Here is an 18,741-nt window from a genome sequence, read left to right as displayed (position 1 = left end):
GTGTGGGAGCGGGCTTGCTCGCGAAGAGGCCGGCACATTCAACATCAATGTTGCCTGACCCACCGCTTTCGCGAGCAAGCCCGCTCCCACATTGGAAATCAGCTATCCAGCGCCTTGTACTTCTCGCGCAGGTGGTTACGGATGTACACCGCCGACAGGTTCAATGTCGCGATCACCAGCACCAACAGCAACGCCGTGGCGTACACCAGCGGTCGCGCGGCTTCGACGTTCGGGCTCTGGAAGCCGACGTCATAGATGTGGAAGCCCAGGTGCATGATCTTCTGGTCCAGGTGCAGGTACGGGTAGTTACCGTCCACCGGCAGCGACGGCGCCAGCTTCACCACACCCACCAGCATCAGCGGTGCCACTTCCCCCGCGGCGCGGGCCACGGCGAGGATCATGCCGGTCATCATCGCCGGGCTGGCCATCGGCAGCACGATCTTCCACAAGGTTTCAGCCTTGGTCGCGCCGAGGGCCAACGAGCCTTCACGCACGGTGCGAGGAATCCGCGCCAGGCCTTCTTCGGTAGCCACGATCACCACAGGCACCGCCAGCAGCGCCAGGGTCAGCGAGGCCCAGAGCAGACCCGGCGTACCGAAGGTCGGTGCCGGCAGTGCTTCCGGGAAGAACAGACGGTCGAGCGAGCCGCCCAGCACATAGACGAAGAAGCCCAGGCCGAACACGCCGTAAACGATCGCCGGAACACCCGCCAGGTTGTTCACCGCGATGCGGATGATTCGGGTCAGTGCGTTCTGCTTGGCGTATTCACGCAGGTAAACCGCTGCCAACACGCCGAACGGAGTCACGATCATCGCCATGATCAGGGTCATCATCACGGTGCCGAAAATCGCCGGGAAGATCCCGCCTTCGGTGTTTGCTTCACGCGGGTCGTCGGACAGGAACTCCCAGATCTTGCTGAAATAGAAACCGATCTTGGTGAAGGTGCTCATGGCGTTCGGCTGGTAGGCGTGAACCACTTTGCCCAGACTGATTTCGATTTCTTTGCCATTGGCGTCGCGGGCTGTCAAAGCGTCGCGGTTGAACTGTGCATGCAAGTCAGTCAGACGCGCTTCGATATCCTGATAGCGGGCGTTCAGCTCAGCGCGCTCGGATTCCATGTCCGCTTGTGCGGTTGCGTCGAGTTTGCCTTCCAGCTCCAGCTTGCGGCCGTGCAGACGGATGCGCTCCAGACCTGCGTTGATCGCACCAATATCACTCTTTTCCAGTGACTTCAGTTGCGCAGCAAGCTTGTTCACGCGGTCGATCCGCGCTTGCAGCTCAGTCCATGCCGCTTCCCCCTCGGCGATAACCTTGCCGTCCTGTTTGACGTTAACGAGGTAGCCGTAAAAGTTGCCCCACTCGCGACGCTCGATGGCCATCAACTCGACCGGGGTTGTCTGGTTGGTCAGCCACTCGCCGACGACCCAGGTGAAGTCGTTGCCGTTCAGATCACGGTTGCCGACCTTGATCAGCTCGCGGGTCATGAACTCCGGGCCTTCGTCAGGCACCGGCAGGCCGGCGCTCTTCAGTCGGGCACGTGGCACTTCTTCTTTCTGCACCACTTCGCCAATGACCAGGTGTTGGCCCTGGCCCGGCACGTCATAGCTGGCGTGGATCAGATCCGCCGGCCAGAAGTGACCCAGGCCACGCACGGCAATCACTGCCAGCAGGCCAATGGTCATGATGACCGCGATGGACACCGCGCCACCGCTGATCCAGACGCCGGGGGCGCCGCTCTTGAACCATCCTTTCAGGGAGTTCTGTTTCACAGACTTCTACCTTTCTTAAAGCGACGAGTATTTCTTGCGCAGACGCTGACGAATCAGTTCTGCGAGGGTGTTCATGACGAAGGTGAACAACAGCAGCACCAGCGCCGAGAGGAACAGCACGCGGTAGTGGCTGCCGCCGACTTCCGATTCGGGCATTTCCACTGCAACGTTGGCCGCCAGGGTGCGCAGGCCTTCGAACAGGTTCATTTCCATGACCGGGGTGTTACCGGTGGCCATCAACACGATCATGGTTTCACCGACCGCACGGCCCATGCCGATCATCAGCGCCGAGAAGATGCCCGGGCTCGCGGTGAGGATCACCACGCGGGTCATGGTCTGCCACGGTGTGGCACCGAGAGCCAGGGAGCCCAGGGTCAGACCGCGAGGCACGCTGAACACGGCGTCTTCGGCGATGGAGTAGATGTTCGGGATGACCGCGAAGCCCATGGCCAGGCCCACTACCAGGGCGTTGCGCTGGTCGTAGGTGATGCCCAGGTCGTGGGAGATCCACATGCGCATGTCGCCACCGAAGAACCAGTTCTCCATGAACGGGCTCATGTACAGCGACAGCCAGCCCACAAACAGGATCACTGGAATCAGCAGCGCACTTTCCCAGCCATCCGGGACTTTCAGGCGGATCGATTCAGGCAGGCGGCTGAAGGTGAAGCCGGCGACCAGGATGCCGATTGGCAGCAACATCAGCAGGCTGAAGATGCCCGGCAAATGCCCTTCAACATAGGGCGCGAGGAACAGGCCGGCGAAGAAACCGAGGATCACCGTCGGCATCGCTTCCATCAGCTCGATCACCGGCTTGACCTTGCGGCGCATGCCGGGAGCCATGAAGTACGCGGTGTAGATCGCAGCGGCAACGGCCAGTGGAGCGGCCAGCAGCATGGCGTAGAGCGCGGCTTTCAGGGTACCGAAGGTCAGCGGTGACAGGCTCAGCTTGGGTTCGAAGTCGGTGTTGGCGGCGGTCGATTGCCAGACGTATTTAGGCTCGTCGTAGTTCTCGTACCAGACCTTGCTCCACAGCGCGCTCCACGAGACTTCCGGGTGCGGGTTGTCGAGCAGCAGCGGGTGCAACTTGCCACCGGCTTCCACGATCACGCGGTTGGCGCGCGGCGACAGACCGAAAACGCCTTGGCCTTCTGCGACCGGCTCCACCAGCAAGGTGCGGTGGGCAGTGCTGTGGAACACGCCAAGCTTGCCGGAAGCGTCGAGGGCGACGAAGCCCTTGCGGCGCTCTTCAGCTGTGATTTCAACGATAGGCGTGGTGCCCATCTGGAAGGTGCGGATCTGCTTCAGGCGTTGTTCGCCATCGGGGTCGCGGGCCATGAACCACTGGGCCAGGCCACCTTTGGAGTCACCGATGATCAGCGAGATGCCGCCCACCAGTTGGGTGCTGGCGGTGACTTGAGCCTCACCGTCTTCAAGCAGTTTGTAGCGACCGTTGAGGCTCTTGTCGCGCAGGCTGAACACGTCGGCCTGGGCACGCCCGTTGACCACGTAAAGCCACTGCTGACGCGGGTCGACGAAAATATTCTTCACCGGCTCGGTCATTTGCGGCAGTTCGATGCGCTTCTGCTCGTTGGTGACTTCGCCGGTCATCATGTTCTCTTCGCTGGTCAGCGACAGAACATTGAGTTGCGAACCGGTGGAGCCGACCAGCATCAGGGTCGAATCATTGGCGTTGAGGCTGACGTGTTCCAGCGCACCGCCGGCTTCGTTGACCGCGATTGGCGTTTCGCCGTACGGGTACTCGACGGCCGGGGTGATGGTTTTCTTGCCTTCCGGGTAGCTGACTTTATAGGTGTGACGGAACACCAGGGCCTGACCGTTGGACAGACCTACGGCCACCAGCGGGTGACCTGGCTGGTCTTCACCGATGGAGGTCACGGTGGTGCCGGCCGGGATCGACAGATCGACGCGCTTCAATTCAGCGCCACTGTCAATATCGAAGAACAACGCCTGGCCCTTGTCGGAAACGCGCATGGCTACCTGATTCTGCTCTTCGAGCGAGATCATCAGTGGCTTGCCAGCGTCCTGCATCCAGGCCGGGGTAATGGATTCTTTCGCGGTCAGGTCGGCACCCTGGAACAGCGGCGCAACAACATAGGCGAGGAAGAAGAAGATCAGGGTGATGGCTGCCAGCACCGCCAGGCCGCCGATGAGGACGTACCAACGGGTGAAGCGATCTTTGAGCGCGCGAATGCGGCGCTTGCGTTGCAGCTCAGGCGTATTGAAGTCAATTCGCTTGGGGGGATTAGTAGTCATGTTGGAATTGGCCAGATCATTCATGCGCTCACCCTAGCGATCCTGTATGACAGAAAGATGACAATGCAGTGACGCACCAAATCCACCGCCAGCGGGACTGGCAGAGGATCGAAAATTTGAGGTGTGTAAAAGGCCGGCCTGCAAGCAGATCCGGCCTTTTACTTGAGTCCGGAAGGATTCACCCCGGACTCAATTTGTTACTTTTTTACGACTGCAGTGCCGCCTTCCGCCAGACCCAGGTCAGCCAGTGCTTTTGCAGCAACCTTGGCTGGCAGTGGGATGTAGCCGTCTTTCACCACAACTTCCTGGCCCTGTTTGGACAGAACCAGCTTCACGAACTCAGCTTCCAGCGGAGCCAAAGGCTTGTTCGGGGCTTTGTTGACGTACACGTACAGGAAGCGCGACAGCGGGTACTTGCCGTTCAGGGCGTTTTCTTCAGTGTCTTCAACAAACTCGGTGCTGCCTTTCTTGGCCAGGGCCACCGTCTTCACGCTGGCAGTCTTGTAACCGATACCCGAGTAACCGATGCCATTCAGCGAGGAGCTGATCGACTGCACAACCGAAGCCGAGCCTGGCTGTTCGTTGACGTTTGGCTTGAAGTCACCTTTGCACAGGGCTTCTTCCTTGAAGTAGCCATAAGTGCCGGATACCGAGTTACGACCGAACAGCTGAACCGGCTTGTTGGCCAGGTCGCCGGTCACACCCAGGTCACCCCAGGTTTTGACGTCGGCTTTGCCGCCGCACAGACGGGTGGACGAGAAGACCGCATCGACCTGTTCCATGGTCATATGCTTGATCGGGTTGTCCTTGTGCACGAATACGGCCAAGGCATCCACGGCAACCGGAATAGCGGTTGGCTTGTAACCGTATTTGGTTTCGAAGGCCTGCAGCTCGTTGTCCTTCATTTTGCGGCTCATCGGACCCAGGTTAGCGGTGCCTTCGGTCAGCGCAGGTGGCGCGGTAGAAGAACCGGCGGCCTGAATCTGGATGTTTACGTTCGGATATTCTTTTTTGTAGTTCTCAGCCCAGAGGGTCATGAGGTTGGCCAGGGTATCGGAGCCGACGCTGGACAGGTTGCCCGACACACCAGTGGTCTTGGTGTAGCTCGGGATAGCAGGGTCAACAGCGGCAACCGCGTTGGCAGTCGCAACGCCAGCAGCGACAAAAGTCATTGCCGCCATCAAACGCTTCAGTTTCATGCCTTACTCCTAGCAGATAGGGTGTGTTAAGTCGGGGCCAAGTATCAGCAGGCCGTGTGAACACTCTATGGCTGAAATATGACAATTGGATGAAAGGCCAGCATTCCGCTCGGAAGGCTGGCCTTTCAGTTGTAACTGTAAATGTTGGAATTGGCTGGATTTAGCCGAGAGCGCAGCGCCCGCCGTTGCCACTACTAACGGATCAACGGCCTTTCTTCCATAGCCAGGCGCCGACCAGGATCCCCACCCCGCACAGCACTGCCACATAATAGGCAGGCCCCATCGCACTTTCTTTGAGCAACAGGCTGACGATCATCGGCGTCAGACCACCGAAAATCGCGTAGGCGACGTTGTAGGAGAACGACAGGCCGCTGAAACGCACCACCGGCGGGAACGCCTTGACCATCACATACGGCACCGCGCCGATGGTGCCGACCAGCAGACCGGTCAGGGCATACATCGGGAATAGCCAGTCGGGATGATCGGCCAGGCTGTGGTAGAAGGTCCAGGAACTGGCCAGCAATGCGGTACAGCCGATCACGAAGACTCGTCCCGCACCGAAGCGATCGGCCAGTGCGCCGGCAATGATGCAACCAAAACTCAGGAACACGATCGCCACGCTGTTCGCCTGCAGGGACGTGGTTGGCGAGAAGTGATAGACCGTCTGCAACACAGTCGGTGTCATCAGGATCAACACCACGATGGCGGCCGACAGCAGCCAGGTCAGCAGCATCGAAATGGCGATGGCGCCACGATGGTCACGCAACACCGCACGCAGCGGCACTTCTTCGGCCAGGGCCTTGCGCTGTTGCAGCTCGGCGAACACCGGGGTTTCGTGCAGCCAGCGACGCAGGTACACCGAGAACAGACCGAACACGCCACCCAGCAGGAACGGAATTCGCCAGGCGTAATCCGCTACTTCCACCGGGGTGTAGATACTGTTGATCGCCGTGGCGACCAGCGAACCGAGCAGGATGCCCGCCGTCAGGCCGCTGGTCAGGGTCCCGCAGGCATAGCCGATATGCCGTTGCGGCACGTGTTCGGAAACGAAGACCCATGCACCCGGCACTTCACCGCCAATGGCCGCGCCCTGGATCACCCGCATCAACAGCAGCAGGATAGGCGCCCACATGCCGATCTGCGCATAAGTCGGCAGCAAACCCATGATCAAGGTCGGCACCGCCATCATGAAAATGCTCAGAGTGAACATTTTCTTGCGGCCCAGCAGGTCACCGAAGTGCGCCATCACGATGCCGCCCAGCGGCCGCGCCAGGTAGCCGGCGGCGAAGATGCCGAAGGTCTGCATCAGGCGTAGCCACTCAGGCATGTCCGCCGGGAAGAACAACTTGCCCACCACCGTAGCGAAGAACACGAAGATGATGAAATCGTAGAACTCCAGCGCGCCACCCAGGGCCGACAACGATAGAGTCTTGTAGTCGTTGCGCGTCAGTGGACGTGCAGGTTGGTCTGGCTGCGCGATGCTCGAGGGCGCTGTGGTCATGGCAAGGGCTTCTCTTATAGTCGGATCTGCTACCTCAACAACGCTGGCTGAGGTTTGGGCAGGTCCGGCACGATAGCAAATTGTTCGAAAAAGCACATAGAGGTGCGTTTTTGACAGTCAAAATGAGAACCGGACGGTCGTCGCGGAGTCTACCGACCGATATACTCAAAGCCTGCTCCGGTTTTTGAGGGGTTGCTGTGCGAAAGCGCCTGTCAGGTTCATAGGCGATTTCGCAGAGTTTCCCTTTAGGCGCCTGATGGAAAACGTGACGAACGTAGTATGTTCGGTGCTGAATCGTTTTTCCCGAAGACGGCTACCACCAGCAATACCAACGAAGAGTCACGGGTCAGAGGCCCCCCGGCATGATAGAACTCGAACAAGAAGATCCGATCCCGCAAGGCGACCTGGCCTTGCAAATCACCGCGCTCCCACGCGAAACCAACGGCTTTGGCGATATTTTCGGCGGCTGGCTGGTGGCGCAGATGGATTTGGCAGGCACCGCGATGGCCAGCAAGGTCGCCGGCGGACGCGTTGCCACCGTTGCAATCGACCGCATGGCGTTTCTGGTTCCGGTGGCGGTGGGCGCTCAGCTCTCCTTTTATACCCAGGCCCTGGAAATCGGCCGCAGCTCGATCAAGATGATGGTCGAGGTCTGGAGCGACGACCCACTGTCCAGCGAGTGGCGTAAAGTAACCGAAGCGGTGTTTGTGTTCGTTGCCATCGACGGCAGCGGTCGCACCCGTTCGGTTCCGCCCCGGGCTCGCTGAAAGAACTTCTAAACCTGGTAGCCGTTTTGCGGTCGATAGTCGTCCACGTTACTGATCGAGAGCTGTCCCATGAGCACGCCCAATGTTGAAGCCGTAAAACTGGATGAACTGAACTGCTGGCGAATTCGCCACGGTCAGGCTGAATTACTGGTGGCCCAGCAAGGCGCGCACATCCTCAGTTATCAACTGGCCGGCCAGCCGCCGCTGATCTGGCTCAATGACGAGGCTGTGTTCAAGACCGGCAAGAGCATCCGTGCCGGCGTGCCGGTGTGCTGGCCGTGGTTCGGCGTCTTCGACCGTAACCCGCAAAGCGTGCAGGCGATGCGCGTCAGCAATGAAGCGCCGTCGGCTCACGGCTTCGTGCGAGCGATGGATTGGGAGCTGGGCGGCATCGAAGCCGAAGGCGAAAGCCTGAAAGTCGAATTCCTCCTGCCCTACCCCGACGGCGGCTTTCCTGGCTGGCCGCACCAGGTGGACTTGACGCTGAGCATTCGCCTCGACGAGCAGTTGCACATCCACCTGACCAGCCATAACCGGGGCGCTGAAACCGTCAGCATCAGCCAGGCGCTGCACAGCTATTTTGCCGTCAGCGATGTGCGCGAGGTGCATGTCGAAGGTGTGGGCGGTCTCAAGTACATCGAAACCCTAGATAACTGGAAAACCGTAACCCAGACCGGTGATTTGCGTTTTACCGGCGAAACCGACCGCATCTATCTCGATGCCCCGCCACTGCTGAGCATCGTCGATCCGGCCTGGGAGCGACGCATCGAACTGACCAGCACGGGCTCGCGCACCGCAGTGATCTGGAACCCATGGATCGACCGCGCCGCCGCGTTCAGCGACATGGCCGACGACGGTTGGCAGCGCATGCTGTGCATCGAGACGGCGAACGTGATGGACGATGTGGTGAACCTGAAACCAGGGGCCAGCCATACCCTGGGTGTGAGCGTCGGTAGCAAGCCGCTCTAAGCAACACCACAAAACCAATGTGGGAGCGAGCTTGCTCGCGATGGCGGCGTAACAGGCAACATGAATGTTGAATGTTATGGCCTCATCGCGAGCAATCTCGCTCCCACAGTTTTTTGTGCCATGCCATCTGACGGCGCGTTACAAATCCGACTCTTTCACCACCCGTACCGTCGCCGCATCCAGCGCATACGCCGCATCCGCCAAGTCATTGCTGACCTTCTCGACCTTCAGCGTGCCGGTGACCCACAGCGGCGTGTAGATATCGTTCAGTTTCAGGCCCTTTGGATAGCGCACCAGCACCAGTTGGTTGGGCGGCGGCGGCGGCACGTGGATGCACGCGCCCGGGTACGGCACCAGGAAGAACAACGTACTGCGGCCCTTGGCATCGGACTCCAGCGGCACGGGGTAACCGCCAATGCGGATGTTCTTGTCGTTCATCGACGCAACGGTCTTGGTCGAGTACATCACCGCCGGCAAGCCTTTGGCCTGCTTCATCCCACCCTTGTCGGTGAAAGTGCCATTGGCTTCAGGGGAGTTGTGGTCGATTTCAGGCATGGCCTCGAGGGCCTTCTGGTCCGACTTGGGCATCAATTCGAGCCAGTCGGTTTCCGGCAGTTCACCGGCATGGGCAAGGCCCGTTCCCAACAAAAGTAGAATCAGCAGAAGACGGCGCATGAAGGTGCTCGGTATAGGAAGGATCAGGAAACGCCGAGCATTCTAGCCCTCCCGGCTTGTGCGGCCGAGAGGACTTTGTCGCCTGGATCAGTTCTTTTTGACCAGGCCGTAGATCACCAGCAACACAACGGCGCCCACCAGCGCACCGATGAAACCTGCGCCTTGGCCGGCCTGATAGATGCCCAGGGCTTGACCGCCGTAAGTGGCCGCCAACGAACCGCCGATGCCGAGCAGGATCGTCATGATCCAGCCCATGCTGTCATCGCCCGGTTTCAGGAACCGTGCCAGCAGACCGACGATCAAGCCGATAAAGATGGTTCCGATAATTCCCATGGCATTCCCCTCTCAATGAAGTCGCTATTGGAAAGCCTAGTCAGACTTTCGTGACCTGCCATGAGAGAACGGTGCAACCTGAAGGTTCCACCGTTGCACATAAATACTATTCGGCTATCAGTGCTTCAACCTTGAGAATCTGGGCCCTCAGCGTCTCGCGGTCTGCACAACGAAGGTTGGCGTGACCGACCTTGCGACCGACCTTGAACGCCTTGCCATAGTGATGCAGATGGCAATCGGCGATGGTCAGGACCTTCTCGGTCTCAGGCACTTTGCCGATGAAGTTGAGCATCGCGCTTTCGCCGACCTTGGCCGTCGAACCCAACGGCAGACCGGCAACGGCCCGCAGGTGGTTTTCGAACTGGCTGCACTCGGCGCCTTCGGTGGTCCAGTGCCCGGAGTTGTGCACTCGCGGGGCGATTTCGTTGGCCTTGAGGCCACCGTCGACTTCAAAGAACTCGAACGCCATCACGCCCACGTAATCCAGTTGCTTGAGCACACGGCTGGAGTAGTCTTCGGCCAAGGCTTGCAGCGGGTGATCGGTGCTGGCCACGGACAGCTTGAGGATGCCGCTGTCGTGGGTGTTGTGTACCAGCGGATAGAAGCGGGTTTCACCGTCGCGGGCACGCACGGCGATCAGCGAGACTTCACCGGTGAACGGCACGAAGCCTTCCAGCAGACAGGCCACGCTGCCCAGCTCGGCAAAGGTGCCAACCACATCTTCTGGCGTGCGCAGGACTTTCTGACCCTTGCCGTCGTAACCCAAAGTACGGGTCTTCAGCACTGCCGGCAGGCCGATGGAAGCCACGGCGGCGTCCAGGTCAGCCTGGGACTGAATGTCGGCGAACGCCGGGGTAGGAATCCCCAGGTCCTTGAACATGCTCTTCTCGAACCAACGATCGCGGGCGATGCGCAGCGCTTCGGCGCTCGGATAGACCGGGACGAATTGCGACAGGAAGGCCACGGTCTCGGCCGGAACGCTTTCGAACTCGAAGGTCACCAGATCGACTTCATCGGCCAGCTGGCGCAGGTGATCCTGATCGCCGTAATCGGCTCGCAGGTGTTCGCCCAACGCGGCTGCACAAGCATCCGGAGCCGGGTCCAGGAAAGCGAAGTTCATGCCCAGCGGAGTGCCCGCCAGCGCCAACATGCGACCCAACTGGCCGCCACCGATTACACCGATCTTCATCGTCAACAACCTCAGGCGATGCGTGGGTCTGGATTGTCCAGGACGCTGTCTGTCTGCTCAGCACGGAAGGTTTTCAGCACCGCGTGGAACTGCGGGTGCTTGGCGCCAAGGATACTCGCCGACAGCAGCGCCGCGTTGATCGCGCCCGCCTTGCCAATGGCCAGGGTGGCGACCGGAATGCCCGCCGGCATCTGCACAATGGAAAGCAGCGAATCAACGCCCGACAGCATTGCCGATTGTACTGGTACGCCCAGCACCGGCAGGTGGGTCTTGGCCGCACACATGCCAGGCAAATGGGCCGCGCCACCGGCACCGGCGATGATCACCTCGATGCCACGCGCCTCGGCTTCTTCAGCGTACTGGAACAGCAGGTCCGGGGTGCGGTGGGCAGAAACCACTTTCACCTCGTAGGGGATGCCGAGCTTTTCCAGCATATCGGCGGTGTGGCTAAGGGTGGACCAATCGGACTTGGAGCCCATGATCACGCCAACCAGTGCACTCATCGTCGTGCCTCTTCTCTCTGGGCGCCCGCAGGCGCATCAAAAAACAACAAGCCACGCAGGATGCGTGGCTTGATTGTACGAATTATGGCCGGTCGTAACCGGCCGAAGGCCGCGCAGTATACCGCAATACGACAGATAAACAGCCCCTGTCGCGACCATCTGTCATCTGGGGCCAAACAGCGGTTTATTGATTCTAAGGTCAAGAATTTTAGTTAGTAATGAAGCCTCGAAGATCACTAACAACTTCAAACCAATAAACTTCGATCACTGCCCTGCGCAATACTATTTAAAACACTATCAAAAGCAAACCCATGCGCCGGATGATATATAACTGCACGACAGTTATTTTTAATAATCGCCCCAACCTATTTATAGATGCGTCAATTCCCCTCACATAGTTTGAAGGCGGATTCACAATGAGATATCGAAATGCAAAACCCATTGATGAAATTCATGACTTTTATAGCTGCATTACTTTTGAGCCTCAATATTCACGCTAACGATAGCCCGCCGTTGAAAGACGACCGTCTCGATCCAATTTGGATTTACTTCATCTTCCATGACGACATACCCAAGTCGAAAAGAGACAGCATACATGGTGATTACATTCATCCTTTCATTGAAGAGTTTCAAAGCATCACCGGCCGCAAGGCCCATGTGGTTTTTGATGAACACATAGCCCCATACAGTAACTTCAAATACAGAAGTTCCGACCGGGAGAAAGTAATAAAGGAATGGAGAGAACTTGCCTGGCAATACAGAAAGAAAAAAAATGATGATAAGGAATTTCGAATATCTCGCAACGACAGAGTGCTTTTGATCACTAACGATATGATTAACGGCCATCCCTTATTCGGAGGCGTTGGAGGTATCGCGGATGCACAACCGGGAAGAGCCGCCATTGCGTCTCTTGATTTCAAGCAAGGGGTCGGCCATGAACTGGGGCACACCTTCAACGCCGATCATGAAGATGGCGAAGTTTTGTATAACGGTTGGTGGTGCGAAACCTTCATGCTCCCAGCCCTGCAGCTCAGGTCGAATTGCATGGTATTTAGCGATGCAAATCGAAAGCGCATCAAGGACTATGTAGACAGCCTGTATTGAAACTTCAACGCATCCCCCAATTTCAACTCGAGCCATTTATGATTTGAAAAACCAATGGATTATATTATGTCAAAACGACCGATCAAGCTTAACGTCTTCCTGCACGAAGATCTGAAAGGCATTAACGAAGACTTGCTCCACCAAGATTATTTCGACTGGCTGGCAGATACGGTCTCCCGAATCTCAGGCCGCACAATGGACGTTATTTTAATACAACCTTCAGACGCCCCAACATTAAGTAGCTTCAACTATAAATCCGAAAATATGGAGCTCTTGATAAGTCAATTTCAAGACACCCTCCTTACCCATCTGGAAAATCAAGAGAGCGACACTAACGATGCCACTATCAACAAGTATTTGCTATTAACGCGCGACGACATCAATAAAAGTACGCTGGGTGTTGCTCGAAGACAAGGTGCGCTAGGAATTGCCTCGATCACATCGAAATTAACGGCATCCCATGAGGTTGGGCATATGCTCGATGCCGTTCATGAAGATAGCGATGAAAACGTTTCCACCTACTACGGAACCTACAAATCGATAATGTACAAAACCACAGGAAAGTCGGCGCTTGTCTTCAGCAAGAAAAACCAAGAGAACATTCGCAATTACCTCAATCAGTACCCTTGATCTGATTGACGCCGTTTTCGACAGATCAAGGCCAACTCGATTGGCCTTGATCACGCTTCGCCCTCAGGAAGCAGAACCCGCCGCTCCGCCTTCCAGTTTGCGCCACAACAACCGCACATTGGCCTTGCGCACAAGGGCGCAGCGGTAGAGACGAATTTCCAGCGGCACATGCCATTGCGGCCCTCCGCAGACCACCAGTTCACCGCGCGCCAGTTCGGCACGCACGCTCAGTTGTGGCACCCAGGCAATGCCCAGGCCTTCAAGAGCCATGCTTTTCAGGCTGTCGGCCATCGCAGTTTCGTAGATGGTGGTGAAGCGCAGCGCCCGTTGGCGCAGCAACATGTTCACCGAACGACCGAGGAACGCACCGGCGCTGTAGGCCAACAGCGGCACGCTGCCCTCGCCTTCCAGATCGAACAGCGGCTTGCCCTCGGCGTCTGCCGCGCAGACCGGCAGCATCTCGGTGTGGCCAAGGTGTAGCGAGGGGAAGATTTCGGGGTCCATTTGCATGGCCGCGTCCGGATCATAGAACGCCAGCATCAGATCGCAGCCGCCTTCGCGCAAGGCATGCACGGCGTCACCGACGTTGGTCGCCACCAGCCGCGTGGCGATGTTCAAACCTTCGTTGCGCAACTGCGCGATCCAGCGCGGAAAGAAACCGAGCGCCAGGGAGTGCGCGGCAGCGACCTGCATCACTTCGCCCTGCCCGCCCTCCAGGTGATGCAGATGGCGCAATACTTCGCCCAGCTGTTCGACCACGGTGCGCGCGGTGACCAGAAACAATTGCCCTGCCGCCGTCAGCTCCACCGGCGTGCGCGAACGGTTGACCAGGGTCAGCCCCAACGCGGCTTCAAGGCTGCGGATTCGCCGACTGAACGCCGGCTGCGTCACAAAACGCCGCTCGGCGGCCTGGGAGAAACTGCGGGTGGCGGCCAGGGCACTGAAGTCCTCCAGCCATTTGCTTTCCAGATTCATCACGTCCTCCCGGACACGCACCAATTTAGGTCACACGTTCGCCGTCAAGCCGGCGTCACACGGGCATTATGCCGAATGTGCATAGGCTAGTGCTTAACAGCATTGGCCCAAAATTCTACACAAGCCTAGCATTCACAGCGTTCCGGCACAGACCGGGTCCATATTGAGATGATTTCTATCATGTCCTCCGCTGCATCATTCCGCACAGAAAATGACCTGCTTGGCGCCCTCGAAGTACCGGCTCAAGCGTATTACGGTATCCAGACCCTGCGAGCGGTGAATAACTTCCGCCTTTCGGGCGTTCCGATTTCGCACTACCCGAAACTGGTTGTCGGTCTGGCCATGGTTAAACAGGCCGCTGCTGACGCCAACCGTGAGTTGGGTCACCTGAGCGAAGCCAAGCACGCCGCCATCAGCGAAGCCTGTGCCCGATTGATCCGCGGTGATTTCCACGAAGAGTTCGTGGTCGACATGATTCAAGGTGGCGCCGGTACCTCCACCAACATGAACGCCAACGAAGTGATCGCCAACGTTGCTCTGGAAGCAATGGGCCACCAGAAAGGCGAGTACCAGTACCTGCACCCGAACGACGACGTCAACATGGCGCAGTCGACCAACGACGCTTACCCAACGGCGATCCGCCTGGGTCTGCTGCTCGGTCACGACACCCTGCTGGCCAGCCTCGACAGCCTGATTCAGGCGTTTGCGGCCAAGGGCAAAGAATTCGATCACGTCCTGAAAATGGGCCGTACTCAACTGCAAGACGCCGTGCCAATGACCCTCGGCCAGGAATTCCGTGCCTTCGCCACCACCATGGGCGAAGACCTGGCCCGTCTGAAGACGCTGGCCCCGGAACTGCTGACTGAAGTGAACCTGGGTGGCACCGCGATCGGTACCGGCATCAACGCCGACCCACGTTATCAAGCACTGGCGGTACAGCGCCTGGCACTGATCAGCGGTCAACCGCTGGTGCCAGCGGCCGACCTGATCGAAGCGACTTCCGACATGGGCGCCTTCGTGCTGTTCTCCGGCATGCTCAAGCGCACCGCGGTCAAGCTGTCGAAGATCTGTAACGACCTGCGCCTGCTGTCCAGCGGCCCACGCACCGGCATCAACGAAATCAACCTGCCGGCGCGTCAGCCAGGCAGCTCGATCATGCCTGGCAAGGTCAACCCGGTCATCCCGGAAGCTGTGAACCAGGTAGCGTTCCAGGTCATCGGTAACGACTTGGCACTGACCATGGCAGCCGAAGGCGGCCAACTGCAGCTGAACGTGATGGAGCCGCTGATCGCCTTCAAGATCTTCGACTCGATCCGCCTGCTGCAACGTGCCATGGACATGCTGCGCGAGCACTGCATCGTCGGCATCACCGCCAACGAAGCACGCTGCCGTGAACTGGTCGAGCACTCGATCGGCCTGGTCACCGCGCTGAACCCGTACATCGGCTACAAAAATGCCACCCGTATCGCCGGCCTCGCCCTCGAAAGCGGCCGTGGCGTGCTGGAACTGGTGCGCGAAGAAGGTCTGCTCGACGAAGCCATGCTCGCCGACATCCTGCGCCCGGAAAACATGATTGCGCCGCGTCTGGTGCCTCTGAAGGCATAACCCGACGCGTTACTTGTAGCACCGCTCACCAGGTCGAGGGACTAGACACCTCTCACCTTTTGAGGGCTTGGGGATCTAGTCCCCAGGCCCTTTTTTTTAACCATTTGCCAGTGAAAACCGTATGTCTGGGAACTGACCAATGTGGGAGCGGGCTTGCTCGCGAAGGCGGCGACACATTCAACAATGACGTATCTGATACACCGCTTTCGCGAGCAAGCCCGCTCCCACCAAGAGCAGTTCCCACATAGCCTGACAGCAAAAATGTCAGGTGTTTCAAAGGCTTCGTTTCACCGCATGCACCACAACCGTGCAGACGGACGGCACTGTCATCGGTATAGTGCCGCCCCTCTTCGCATGAGCGGTCGTCGGTAGCGAGGCCACAACCCATGCGAAACCCGAACTAATAACAAACCCGCGATATGAAACCGGGACGAACTTCGTACCGCCCATTGTGCCGTGCGCCAAGGGGTGTAACTCGATGTGTCTGTCCGGCCAGCATTGTTGCCTACACAAAAAACAGCGAGGAATAATCCATGCTCGAAGTCATTAACGACTTCCTCTCAGGGAAAGTACTGATCGTGCTCATTGTCGGGCTCGGTAGCTACTTCACGATCCGCTCGCGTTTCGTTCAATTGCGTCACTTCTTCCATATGTTCGCGGTGTTCCGCGACAGCCTCAAAAGCAGCGCCGGGCAACTGAGCTCGTTCCAGGCCCTGATGCTCAGCCTCGCCGGCCGCGTCGGTGCGGGCAACATCGCCGGTGTCGGCATTGCCGTGACCCTCGGTGGCCCAGGTGCGGTGTTCTGGATGTGGGTGACCGCGCTGGTCGGCATGTCCAGCAGCTTCTTCGAATGCTCCCTCGGCCAGCTCTACAAGCGCTGCGATTCCGAAGGCCAGTTCCGCGGTGGCCCGTCCTATTACATCCAGCACGGTTTGCAAAAACGCTGGTTGGGCATGCTGATGGCGTTCCTGTTGCTGGTGACGTTCGGCTTCGCCTTCAACGGCCTGCAAGCTCACGCTGTGACGCACTCGCTGAACAACGCGTTCGGCCTCGACACCACTTACACCGGCATCGGCCTGGCCGTACTGCTGGGCCTGGTGTTCATCGGCGGGATCAAGCGCATCGCCAAGGTCGCCGACCTGTTGGTGCCGGTGAAAACCCTGGCGTACATCGGCGTGACCATCTACGTGATCGTGCTGCAGTTCGACCAGGTGCCGGACATGCTGATGACCATCGTCAAGAGCGCCTTCGGTCTGGACCAGGCTTTCGGTGGCCTGATCGGCAGCGCCATTATCATGGGCGTGAAGCGTGGCGTGTTCGCCAACGAAGCAGGTCTGGGCAGTGCACCTAACGTGGCGGCGGTTGCAGCGGTCGAACACCCGGTGGCGCAAGGCGTGGTCCAGGCGTTCAGCGTGTTCCTCGATACCTTCGTGATCTGCACCTGCACCGCGTTGCTGATTCTGCTCTCCGGTTTCTACACCCCTGGCTTCGAAGGCGACGGCATTGCCCTGACCCAGAACTCGCTGGCCGCCGTGGTCGGTGACTGGGGCCGGATGTTCATCTCCGTAGCCCTGGCGTTGTTCGTGTTCACCTCGATCCTCTACAACTACTACCTGGGTGAGAACAACCTGCGCTTTTTGATCGGTGAAAACCGCAAAGCGCTGATGGGCTATCGCGCGCTGGTACTGGTGCTGATTTTCTGGGGAGCCATCGAAAACCTCGGCACCGTGTTCGCTTTCGCCGACATCACCATGACCATGCTCGCGTTCGTCAACCTGATCGCGCTCTTCCTGCTGTTCAAGGTCGGCATGCGCATCCTGCGTGACTACGATGACCAACGCGCCGCCGGGATCAAGACTCCGGTGTTCGACTCCGCCAAGTTCCCGGATCTGGATCTGGATCGCCAGGCGTGGCCGGCCAACCCGCCTGCCGCTGTCGGCAAGACTGAAGTTGAGCCGCAAGGCGTACCCGCAGCGCAACGCTGACAGGTGAATGACGGGCGCATCGCGTGCGCCCGTCAGTTAAAGTTCGAAAAACTGTGGGAGCGAGCTTGCTCGCGATGGCGCACTGTCAGTCAATAGAGCGATGTCTGACATACCGCTATCGCGAGCAAGCTCGCTCCCACAGGAACTCTTCCTTTCGGAGAATCTTCATGAATTCGTCGACCTACCCCGCCGCTCAGCACGTCATGGTGCTTTACACCGGCGGCACCATCGGTATGCAGGCCAGCGCCAACGGCCTGGCCCCGGCGTCCGGCTTCGAAGCGCGGATGCGTGACTATCTGCACAGCCAGCCTGAGCTAGTGGTACCGCAATGGCGTTTCCGTGAAATGTCGCCGCTGATCGACAGTGCCAACATGACCCCGACGTACTGGCAGCAGTTGCGTGAAGCGGTGGTCGATGCGGTGGATGTTCAGGGCTGCGACAGCGTGCTGATCCTGCATGGCACCGACACCCTGGCCTACAGCGCGGCCGCGATGAGTTTCCAGTTGCTCGGCCTGCATGCCCGCGTGTGCTTCACCGGCTCGATGCTGCCGGCAGGTGTAACTGACAGCGACGCCTGGGAAAACCTCGGCGGCGCGCTGGTTGCGCTGGGCCAGGGCCTGGCGCCGGGCGTGCATCTGTACTTCCATGGCGAACTGCTGGACCCGACCCGTTGCGCCAAGGTGCGCAGTTTTGGCCGTCATCCCTTCAAGCGACTGGTGCGTCAGGGCGGCGGTGTGAAAGCGGCCTCGATTCCGGCACAACTGAACTACAACCAGCCGAAGCAATTGGCGAAGGTCGCGGTATTGCCGCTGTTTCCCGGCATTAGCGCCGAGGTGCTGGATGGTTTGCTCGACAGCGGCATTCAAGGTCTGGTGCTGGAGTGCTACGGCAGTGGCACCGGGCCGAGCGACAATCCAGAGTTCCTCGCCAGCCTCGGCCGTGCACGGGACAACGGCGTGGTGGTGGTTGCCGTTACCCAATGCCATGAAGGTGGCGTGAAGCTCGATGTGTATGAGGCAGGCAGCCGCCTGCGTGGCGTTGGCGTGCTGTCCGGTGGCGGCATGACCCGTGAGGCGGCGTTTGGCAAGTTGCATGGCTTGCTGGGAGCCGGACTCGAAGCTGCCGAGGTTCGCCGTCTCGTTGAACTCGACCTCTGCGGCGAATTGAGCTGACACACCACACCACGTGTAGGAGCGAGCTCGCTCGCGATGGTCGTTAACGATAACGCCGGGAGCCTGACACCCCGCGGCGCTCTCAGGCTTT

Annotated in this window: 16 protein-coding genes; 7 read left to right on the top strand and 9 right to left on the bottom strand. The window is 58.9% G+C overall.

The genetic code is table 11. From position 1 onward, the window contains the following. Nucleotides 1–98: 98 nt before the first annotated feature. The 4 genes from pstA to AC1RS8_RS03680 all read right to left on the bottom strand — a co-directional run bounded on the left by pstA (nt 99) and on the right by AC1RS8_RS03680 (nt 6,743). Nucleotides 99–1,769, bottom strand: coding sequence for a phosphate ABC transporter permease PstA (gene pstA / locus AC1RS8_RS03695; RefSeq protein ID WP_489339467.1), 1,671 nt, complete (start codon nt 1,767–1,769; stop codon nt 99–101). Between the two features lie 15 nt (nt 1,770–1,784). Next, nucleotides 1,785–3,818, bottom strand: a complete 2,034-nt coding sequence (locus tag AC1RS8_RS03690; protein WP_489340652.1) for an ABC transporter permease subunit — start codon at nt 3,816–3,818, stop codon at nt 1,785–1,787. Nucleotides 3,819–4,240: 422 nt separating this feature from the next. After that, entirely contained in the window at nt 4,241–5,242 is a 1,002-nt protein-coding gene (locus AC1RS8_RS03685; RefSeq protein ID WP_057712721.1) for a phosphate ABC transporter substrate-binding protein PstS, read from the bottom strand. Nucleotides 5,243–5,444: 202 nt separating this feature from the next. After that, nucleotides 5,445–6,743, bottom strand: coding sequence for an MFS transporter (locus AC1RS8_RS03680; protein ID WP_057712720.1), 1,299 nt, complete (start codon nt 6,741–6,743; stop codon nt 5,445–5,447). A gap of 362 nt (nt 6,744–7,105) precedes the next feature. Here AC1RS8_RS03680 and AC1RS8_RS03675 point away from each other — a divergent pair, with 362 nt between their 5' ends. Both AC1RS8_RS03675 and AC1RS8_RS03670 read left to right on the top strand, forming a co-directional pair. After that, the gene (locus AC1RS8_RS03675; protein ID WP_007942704.1) at nt 7,106–7,510 is read left to right on the top strand and encodes an acyl-CoA thioesterase; all 405 of its coding nucleotides are present in this window, start codon (nt 7,106–7,108) and stop codon (nt 7,508–7,510) included. A gap of 69 nt (nt 7,511–7,579) precedes the next feature. Then, nucleotides 7,580–8,479 (top strand): D-hexose-6-phosphate mutarotase, encoded by a 900-nt coding sequence (locus AC1RS8_RS03670; protein WP_489339468.1) that lies wholly within the window; start codon nt 7,580–7,582, stop codon nt 8,477–8,479. Between the two features lie 138 nt (nt 8,480–8,617). Here the strand turns inward: AC1RS8_RS03670 and AC1RS8_RS03665 are convergent, their stop codons facing one another. The 4 genes from AC1RS8_RS03665 to purE form a co-directional block, all read right to left on the bottom strand. Then, entirely contained in the window at nt 8,618–9,154 is a 537-nt protein-coding gene (locus AC1RS8_RS03665) for a DUF3299 domain-containing protein (RefSeq protein WP_489339469.1), read from the bottom strand. Between the two features lie 87 nt (nt 9,155–9,241). Next, nucleotides 9,242–9,487 (bottom strand): GlsB/YeaQ/YmgE family stress response membrane protein, encoded by a 246-nt coding sequence (locus tag AC1RS8_RS03660; RefSeq protein WP_007928514.1) that lies wholly within the window; start codon nt 9,485–9,487, stop codon nt 9,242–9,244. Nucleotides 9,488–9,593: 106 nt separating this feature from the next. Continuing rightward, entirely contained in the window at nt 9,594–10,676 is a 1,083-nt protein-coding gene (locus AC1RS8_RS03655) for a 5-(carboxyamino)imidazole ribonucleotide synthase (protein ID WP_489339470.1), read from the bottom strand. Between the two features lie 11 nt (nt 10,677–10,687). Beyond that, nucleotides 10,688–11,179: a 5-(carboxyamino)imidazole ribonucleotide mutase gene (gene purE, locus AC1RS8_RS03650; RefSeq protein WP_046038893.1), complete on the bottom strand. Its 492-nt coding sequence runs from the start codon at nt 11,177–11,179 to the stop codon at nt 10,688–10,690. Nucleotides 11,180–11,608: 429 nt separating this feature from the next. Here purE and AC1RS8_RS03645 point away from each other — a divergent pair, with 429 nt between their 5' ends. After that, complete coding sequence (locus AC1RS8_RS03645; RefSeq protein ID WP_489339471.1) at nt 11,609–12,283, top strand: hypothetical protein; 675 nt, start codon at nt 11,609–11,611, stop codon at nt 12,281–12,283. A gap of 66 nt (nt 12,284–12,349) precedes the next feature. Beyond that, nucleotides 12,350–12,913, top strand: a complete 564-nt coding sequence (locus tag AC1RS8_RS03640; RefSeq protein WP_489339472.1) for a hypothetical protein — start codon at nt 12,350–12,352, stop codon at nt 12,911–12,913. Between the two features lie 63 nt (nt 12,914–12,976). Here the strand turns inward: AC1RS8_RS03640 and AC1RS8_RS03635 are convergent, their stop codons facing one another. Further along, complete coding sequence (locus AC1RS8_RS03635; RefSeq protein WP_090452193.1) at nt 12,977–13,888, bottom strand: LysR substrate-binding domain-containing protein; 912 nt, start codon at nt 13,886–13,888, stop codon at nt 12,977–12,979. Between the two features lie 180 nt (nt 13,889–14,068). Between AC1RS8_RS03635 and AC1RS8_RS03630 the strand changes: the two genes are divergently transcribed. The 3 genes from AC1RS8_RS03630 (at nt 14,069) to AC1RS8_RS03620 (ending at nt 18,650) form a co-directional block, all read left to right on the top strand. Continuing rightward, nucleotides 14,069–15,493, top strand: a complete 1,425-nt coding sequence (locus AC1RS8_RS03630) for an aspartate ammonia-lyase (RefSeq protein WP_034152112.1) — start codon at nt 14,069–14,071, stop codon at nt 15,491–15,493. Nucleotides 15,494–16,026: 533 nt separating this feature from the next. Continuing rightward, complete coding sequence (locus AC1RS8_RS03625) at nt 16,027–17,478, top strand: alanine/glycine:cation symporter family protein (protein ID WP_090452195.1); 1,452 nt, start codon at nt 16,027–16,029, stop codon at nt 17,476–17,478. Between the two features lie 167 nt (nt 17,479–17,645). Next, complete coding sequence (locus tag AC1RS8_RS03620; protein ID WP_429521710.1) at nt 17,646–18,650, top strand: asparaginase; 1,005 nt, start codon at nt 17,646–17,648, stop codon at nt 18,648–18,650. Nucleotides 18,651–18,741 lie beyond the last annotated feature (91 nt).

Source organism: Pseudomonas sp. GW821-FHT12A04 (assembly GCF_058807755.1).
This window is presented reverse-complemented; position numbering and strand designations above follow the sequence as displayed.